This window comes from Pseudomonas sp. MD195_PC81_125 (genome assembly GCF_014060985.1).
Classification (GTDB): Bacteria; Pseudomonadota; Gammaproteobacteria; order Pseudomonadales; family Pseudomonadaceae; genus Aquipseudomonas; species Aquipseudomonas parakoreensis.
On record NZ_JABULD010000246.1, the window covers coordinates 1 to 7,458 of the forward strand.

The window sequence follows — 7,458 nt, forward strand, 5'->3', positions numbered from 1 at the left end:
GATCTGTCGATCTTGCTGCATAAAAAAAARCAAAGATCAAAAAAGATCGCAGCCTTCGGCAGCTCCTACAGGGGATCGGCTCTAGCGGGAAGCGGTGATCAGCAGATCGAACTCTTTAAGCAGCACCTGCAACTGGCGATCCTTGCCCTGCAGATTACGCTGGGCGAAGACCATTTCAGCCATTTCCTGAATGCCCGAGGCATTGGGCAACGGCAAGTCCTGCTCAAGGATCATCTTCATTCGCGGCAGGAAGATCCATTGCAGCCACTGCTCGAAATCCAGCGTGTCGACCGAAAACGGTTCGACACTGCTCAAGGCTTCGGCTGATGGCTGGATCTCATCCCACCAACCCTGCGTGCGCAGTTCACGCTCGATCAGCAGCAATTGATCGGCGATTTTCGGGAAACGGGTGTCCATCAGAGCGAAACCTTGGCCTTTTGACGAGCCAGTGCAGCGCCGGCGGAGTCGCCCTGCTTCTCACGGGACTGCGCGATGATTTCCCACAGGTTGGCTTGTAGATCCGGACGGCCGTTGGCCATGGTCAGCGCGCGACGGGCGAACTGTTCCGCCTGCGGCGCATCACCTTGGGCCATGCGCACCTGCGCCAGACGGTAGAGCACTTGCGGCTCACGCGGAGCTACACGCTGAGCGCGCTCCAGACTGGAAGATGCACCGTTGAGGTCGCCGCCGGCCTGCTGCTGTTGCGCAGTGGTCAGCAAGGCGAGTACCGGACCATCCAGTTGCTCGTCTGCGGACAGACCTCCGCCACTGCTGGCCGAAGGAATGCCGCTCGGCGTCGAAGGCATGCTGTAGCTGCCAGTGTTGATCGGTGCCGACTCGACCGGCGAAGGATTGTACGGACCCGCCGTAATCCCACCGGACGCCGGACCAGGAACGATCGGCGAGGAGCTGATCGGCGCCGATGTCGCAGCACCGCCACCCGGCACCATCACCACCACGCCGGTATCGCCTTGCGGAATGGCCTGGGATTGCGCCTGACCCTGCACTGGACGTTTGACTGTCGTCTTGCGGAAACCGCCGTTGGCCGACAGCCGTTCGCTGTTGGACACGGCTGTGCCGGAGTCCACCACCGGGATCGAACCACGCTGTACGGTAGAGCAGCCGCTGAGCAAAGCCACGGCGGTCACCGCTGGAATCAACCACTTGTTCACTTGAAACCCTCTTTGCTTAATTCATCCAGCCCTTGACCCAATCCATCACCGACTCCGGCGAAGCAGGCGTTTCGCTTGCACACGCGGCACCGGGTGGCGGTTCGCTGCCGCGAATATACGGCATCTGCACGGCTCCCGGACAGTTGGCATCCGAGCCTTGCCCGGTACGCGAATCGACCCACGCCTGAACGATGTTGTCCGGCTGCGGCATATCCAGCGGCAGCGGATCGGCCTTGCGCATGAAACTGGTCCAGACCTGCAGCGCACCGGTCGCCCCGGTGAACGGGGTCTTGCCGTTGTCGTCACGACCGAGCCAGACCACCGCCAGCAGATCCTGACTGAAACCGGCGAACCAACTGTCGCGCGAGTCGTTACTGGTACCGGTCTTGCCGGCCAGCGTCAGGGTCTTGGGCAGCACGTTGTAAACCGAGCTGCCGGTACCTTCACGCATCACCCGCTGCATGGCGTTCTGGATCAGGTAGATGGACGCCGGATCGAAACGCTGCTCGATCTGGAACGGATAACGCTTGAGCGGTTCGCCCTCAGCAGTCAGCACACTGCGAATCCCGCGCATCGGCGTATTGAAACCACCGTTGGCGAGGGTCTGATACATGGTCGCCACTTCGATCGGGGTCATGCCGCCAGCCCCGAGCAACATCGACGGGAACGCCGGGAATTCCCGGGTCACGCCCAGACGCGCAATGGTCTTGAGCACATTCGGCACACCGACTTCCAGGCCCAGACGCGAGGTCGACAGGTTGTAGGAATGCGCCAGCCCTTGGTAAAGGAAGACTGTGCCGTGAGAGCGACGGTCGTAGTTCTGTGGCTTCCACACCTGGCCGTCCGCCCCCTTGATCGACAGCGGATCATCCGACAGCCAACTGGTCAGCGTGTAATGGCTCGGTTTTTCCAGTGCGGTCAGATACACCGCTGGCTTGACTAGCGAACCGATCGGCCGCACGGCGTCCAGCGCCCGGTTGAAACCGGCGTAACTGGCCTGACGGCTACCAATCATCGCCTGCACTTCGCCAGTCTCCGGGTTGGTCACGACCATCGCCGCTTCCACATCATCGGAGCCTTTGCGTCCAGCCAGACGTTTAAAGGTGTCGTTAACCGACGCTTCGGCTTTCATCTGCAGAATCGGGTCGAAACTGGTGAAGATCCGCAAGCCTTCTTCGGTCAAGTCTTCGTCGCGGTAGTCTTCACGCAACTGGCGTTTGACCAGATCGATGAAGCCCGGGAACGAGCTGTCGGCGAGCTTGCCGCGCGTGGTAACACCCAATGGCATTTTCTTCGCCGCTTCGACCTGTTCGGCAGTCGCCACGCCTTGCTGCTCAAGCACATCAAGCACCAGGTTACGGCGCTCCAGCGCGCGCTCCGGGTTGCGCCGCGGGTTGTAGTAGGACGGGCCCTTGACCATGCCGACCAGCAGCGCGACCTGATGCAGCTTCAGCTCGGACAAAGGCTGGCCGAAGAAGAACTGGCTGGCCAGACCGAAACCGTGCACCGCACGCTGACCGTCCTGCCCGACGAATACTTCGTTGAGGTAGGCCTCAAGAATTTCCTTCTTGTCGTAGTGCAGCTCCAGCAGCATCGCCATCATCGCTTCGGTGAGCTTGCGGCTCAGACTGCGCTCGTTGGTGAGGTAGAAGTTCTTCACCAACTGCTGGGTCAGCGTGCTGCCGCCCTGGGTCATCTTGCCGCCAGAGGTGTTGACCCAGATGGCCCGGGCAATCGATTTCGGCGACACGCCCCAGTGGCTGTAGTAGTCGCGGTCTTCAACGGCGACCAACGTATCGAGCAAATACGGCGGCACCTGATCGAGCTTGATCAGGATGCGGTCTTCAAGATTTTTCGGGTAAATGCCGCCGATCATCAGCGGCTCGAGCCGCACCACGGACAACTTCCCGCCGTTGAGCCCGGAGAGTTCGGCCACATAGTCGCCAGAGAAACGCACGCGCACCGGCTGCGGTTTCTCCAGGCCTTCATAGAACTGGAAGCCGCGGGTATTCAGATCGACGGTATTGCCACTGACGGCAGCAGCGCCGGGGCCATTGCTCACGGCTTCACGGCGATAGCCCAAGGCGTCGAGTTCGGTGAGGAAATCGTCCTTGCTCAGCTTTTGTCCGACGAACAGCTCGAGCGGACGCGCGTACACCTTCGCCGGAATGGTCCAGCGCTTGCCGGAGAATTTCTCCTGCACCACGGCATCGAGGTAAACGGCGAAGCCGGCCAGCACCACAAGGCCGACCAGACTGAGTTTAATGGCCCAGCCCAGCCACGGCCGCAGGCCCTTGGCAGGTGGTTTTTTCTTGGTACGGGGGGATCGAGTTCGAGTCATGGCGGCGGATTATACGCACTTTATTCATCCTCAACAGGAGCGCTCCGAGGTTTGCGTCAGGCTGGCGAGCGGCCATAATGGCGACCTCGAATTTCCCAGTCTCTGAAGGATCGCCCGTGAGCCAGTCACTGATCGCTGCCCTGCAAAACCCGGCCCTCTACCCGCACCCCGTCGACGGGTTCCAGGTCATCGAAACCCATATCTCGTGGGTAATCCTCACCGGGTCGTTTGCTTATAAAGTGAAGAAGCCGGTGAATTTCGGCTTTCTCGACTTCACCAGCCTCGAAGCGCGCGAGCACTTCTGCGCTGAAGAACTGCGTTTGAATCAGCGCCTGACCGAAGATTTGTATCTGGACGTGTTGCCGGTGACCGGTAGCGTCGAAGCACCCCTACTGGGCGGCGACGGCCCGGTGATCGAGTATGTGCTGAAGATGCGTCAATTCCCGCAGACCGGCCTGCTCAGCACCCTGCAAGCCAACGGTGAACTGACCACTCAGCACATCGACGAAATGGCCGAGCAGATCGCCAGATTCCACCTCAGCGCGCCAAAAGTCCCGGCCGAACACGAGGCCGGTACCCCGGACAGCGTAATGGCCCCGGTGCGCCAGAACTTCGAACAGATCCTGCCATTCCTCAGCGACAAAAACGATCTGCTGCAACTCGAGGCCCTGCAAGCCTGGGCCGAGAGCAGCTTCGACCGTCTCAAGGCACTGTTCAGCCAGCGCAAGGCCGAGGGTTTCACTCGCGAATGCCACGGCGACATTCACTTGGGCAACGCCACTGTGATCAATGGCAAAGTGGTGATCTTCGACTGCATCGAGTTCAACGAACCGTTCCGCTTCACCGACGTCTGGGCCGACACCGGTTTCCTGGCGATGGACCTCGAAGACCGTGGTCTGAAATCCCTGGCCCGCCGCTTCATCAGCCAATACCTGGAATTGACCGGCGACTATCAAGGCCTGGAAGTGCTGAACTTCTACAAAGCCTATCGCGCGCTGGTCCGCGCCAAAGTCGCGCTGTTCAGCATGCCGGCAGACGCCACTCCGGTGCAGCGCGCCACTACCCTGCGCCAGTACCGCAACTACGCCAATCTGGCGGAAAGCTACAGCACCATTCCTTCGCGTTTCATGGCCATCACCCACGGCGTATCGGCTGTCGGCAAGAGCCACGTGGCCATGCGTCTGGTCGAAGCGCTGGGCGCGATTCGCCTGCGTTCCGACGTCGAGCGCAAGCGTCTGTTCGGCGAGCAGACCGTAGCCAACGACGTGCAGGCAGGGATTTACAGCGCCGACGCCAGCGCTGCCACCTACGCCCGCTTGCATGAGATTGCCGGAGTCATTCTGCACGCCGGTTTCCCGGTCGTCATTGATGCGACCTACCTCAAGCGCGAGCAACGTGACAGCGCGGCGAAAGTCGCCGAGGCCACCGGCACGCCGTTCCTGATCCTCGACTGCAACGCTCCGCAAGCCGTGATCGAAAGCTGGCTGGCGATTCGTCAGGCCGACAAGAAGGACCCTTCCGACGCCACGCTGGCGGTCATCGAGGCCCAACAGGCCAGCCGCGAAGCACTGACGCCAGAAGAAATTCTGCGCAGCAAACGCGTACAGACCAATGAAAGCGGGACCCTCGACACCGTAGTGGCGCAGATTCGTCAGCGCCTGCCAGGCCTGTAAGAAACTATTTCGGCCGTGAAGCCCTCGCTGGCTTCACGGCCGTCAAATAGTGGCACTATACTGGCGTCATAAAACCAACAGGTGATGTGACATGAGCCAGCCGAAACTTCTCGACACCCCGCTTTATGCCCTGCTGCACAAAGACGACATCGCAGGCTTCAACAAGGAACGCCCGAACGACGGCCCGATCGACATGGTCGGTGGCGACTTCCGTGGTCTCGATCTGCGTGAACTGAACGCCGACGGCGTGGATTTCCGCGACGCCTACTTCCGCTCCGCCGATTTGCGCGGCATCGATTTCCGTAATTCCGCTTTGGAAGGCGCGAGCCTGGCCCATGCGCAGATTTCCGGTGCGTACTTCCCGCCGGAACTGAGTGCCGACGAGATCCTGATGTCGATGAATTTTGGTACCCGCCTGCGCTATCGCACCCGCTGATACTTTTTATCTTTCTCTGACCCGACGCCTTTCCCGCGAGGGAGCGGGCTTGCTCGCGAAGGCGTGGTGTCAGTCGATACATCTTGCGGCCGACAGGACGCCTCCGCGAGCAAACCCGCTCCCACATTTATTTCCGCGTTTCTTCCCTCCTTTCTGGGTTCACAGCTGCTTTCTTAGAAGCGTTTGCGTCTAATCCGACCAAACAACCACGCTTTTCCTACTGATGGCTACACTCCTGAGAAGATCGCCCACGCACCATTCGGCCGTCGCAAGGAGGCTTGATGAATGATGAACTGCAACACCTGAAGAATCTTGGCAAGACGTCGGCGCAATGGCTGCATGCCGTGGGCATCCACAGCGCCTCGGACTTGCGTCGCCTGGGGGCGGTGGACGCCTATCGGGCCGTGCGTACCCGCGGGTTTCGCGCATCAAAGGTGTTGTTGTACGCGATCGAAGGGGCACTGATGGATGTGCACTGGAACGATATCCCGGCCGAACGCAAAGACGCCTTGAACAAGCAGCTCGAAGCCATCTCCTCGCGTCACAAGAACTGACCAGGCGCTGACGACCATGTATCTGCTCGGGGAACAATCGGCATCGATCGATGCGCTGATCAATCGTTTGCAGAGCTTGCCCGCACGCTGGCTGGAAGGGCTTGCGCCGTGCGGGCCAGCGTTTGAGCCAGAAATCTCTGACGACCTGATGGCGCAGCTCCCACACGATCAGCTGTTTCTGCTGACAGAAGGCGTGATCCACGGCTACATCGGTGGCCGTGCGCTGCTTTACTGGCAGGAAGGCGATCTGATCGGCCTGCAGCAAGGTGACGCCTGGACCGATTGCCGACTGCGCAGCGATGGACTATTGCGCTTGTTGCCCTATCGACGAACCGATCTGTTCCGACATTTGTACGCCGAGCCGGAACGGGCTGAGCAATGGCTGGAATATCTGCTGGGGCAGATGGCGCTGCTGGCACACGCGGTGGCCGAACTGAAGCCACGGGAGTTTCGCAGCACCCATGGCTTTAAACGGGTCGAGAGCGGTGACGTGCTGATCCAGCAGGGCGATGCCGCCGATCACGTCTTTGTGATCATCGATGGACATGCCGAAGCGTTTGTTGACGGGCACAAGGTTGGCGACGTGCCCAAGGACGAGATTTTCGGCGCCATGGCCGTGTTCACAGGCGAGCCGCGAAACGCCACGGTCATTGCCCGCGAGCCAAGTACAGTGATGTTGATTCCCGGCGATCAGTTTCTGAGCATGACCCGCAACAATCCGAAGATTGCCCACAGCCTGATCGAGAGCATGGCCCGGCGCATTGGCCAGCTCAACCAGAAAATCACCCAACTGAGTGCGGTGAAAGCTGCGCGTTGAGTCCCCTGTTTCCGGGGCATTCCGGCCATTTGCACGACTAAATCACGCGAATGGAAAAACAGTGGTTGACTCGTTAATGAGAATCGCTATGATTATCACAACTGATCGCGAGATCAGTCGATATTCTGAAAAGCCCTTGGTTCGGACTCTCAGATTATCTCCTCATCAGGCTAATCACGGTTATTTGACCCGGTTTTTACCGGGTCTTTTTTTGCCTGTGGAAAAGTCATTGACCGAACTGTTTGCGCATCTGTGCGCAGTAATCCTGCGCAGGCGTGACCGGGGTGTACCAGACGTAATCAGCCATCGCCGCGCTGACCTCGGCGCCCTGTTCGGCCAGCATCAGCACCGTGGGCGCTTGGGCTGCGCCAAGATCAAGCACATGCAGCGGCACGCCAGCATCCTTGCGCGCATGCCAGGCGCCCGCCAACAGCATGGCGGGGTTGGTGCCGCCAGCAAACGTTC

At 60.1% G+C, this 7,458-nt stretch carries 7 protein-coding genes and 1 pseudogene; 4 read left to right on the forward strand and 4 right to left on the reverse strand.

The features are described from left to right. Positions 1 to 81 precede the first annotated feature (81 nt). From HT737_RS10595 to mrcB, 3 genes are read right to left on the reverse strand one after another with little or no spacing between them, the layout of a single operon-like run. Positions 82 to 417 carry a YqcC family protein gene (locus HT737_RS10595; protein ID WP_047296574.1) on the reverse strand — a complete coding sequence of 112 codons (336 nt, stop codon included), beginning with the start codon at positions 415 to 417 and terminating at the stop codon, positions 82 to 84. After that, positions 417 to 1,172, reverse strand: coding sequence for a lipoprotein (locus HT737_RS10600; protein ID WP_047296575.1), 756 nt, complete (start codon positions 1,170 to 1,172; stop codon positions 417 to 419). The genes HT737_RS10595 and HT737_RS10600 overlap by 1 nt, the downstream gene beginning before the upstream one ends. Positions 1,173 to 1,188: 16 nt before the next feature. Then, positions 1,189 to 3,513 carry a penicillin-binding protein 1B gene (gene mrcB / locus HT737_RS10605; RefSeq protein WP_047296576.1) on the reverse strand — a complete coding sequence of 775 codons (2,325 nt, stop codon included), beginning with the start codon at positions 3,511 to 3,513 and terminating at the stop codon, positions 1,189 to 1,191. A 116-nt stretch (positions 3,514 to 3,629) separates the two neighbouring features. Between mrcB and HT737_RS10610 the strand changes: the two genes are divergently transcribed. The 4 genes from HT737_RS10610 (at position 3,630) to HT737_RS10625 (ending at position 6,993) form a co-directional block, all read left to right on the forward strand. Continuing rightward, entirely contained in the window at positions 3,630 to 5,186 is a 1,557-nt protein-coding gene (locus HT737_RS10610; protein ID WP_182402499.1) for a bifunctional aminoglycoside phosphotransferase/ATP-binding protein, read from the forward strand. Between the two features lie 91 nt (positions 5,187 to 5,277). Beyond that, positions 5,278 to 5,622, forward strand: a complete 345-nt coding sequence (locus HT737_RS10615; RefSeq protein ID WP_041065444.1) for a pentapeptide repeat-containing protein — start codon at positions 5,278 to 5,280, stop codon at positions 5,620 to 5,622. Between the two features lie 281 nt (positions 5,623 to 5,903). After that, positions 5,904 to 6,176: a TfoX/Sxy family protein gene (locus tag HT737_RS10620; protein ID WP_003228231.1), complete on the forward strand. Its 273-nt coding sequence runs from the start codon at positions 5,904 to 5,906 to the stop codon at positions 6,174 to 6,176. 16 nt (positions 6,177 to 6,192) lie between these two features. Next, on the forward strand, positions 6,193 to 6,993 hold the full coding sequence (locus tag HT737_RS10625; protein WP_182402501.1) for a Crp/Fnr family transcriptional regulator: 801 nt from the start codon (positions 6,193 to 6,195) through the stop codon (positions 6,991 to 6,993). Between the two features lie 226 nt (positions 6,994 to 7,219). Here HT737_RS10625 and HT737_RS10630 read toward each other — a convergent pair. After that, positions 7,220 to 7,458, reverse strand: a pseudogene (locus HT737_RS10630) (iron(III) ABC transporter); the annotation flags it as partial.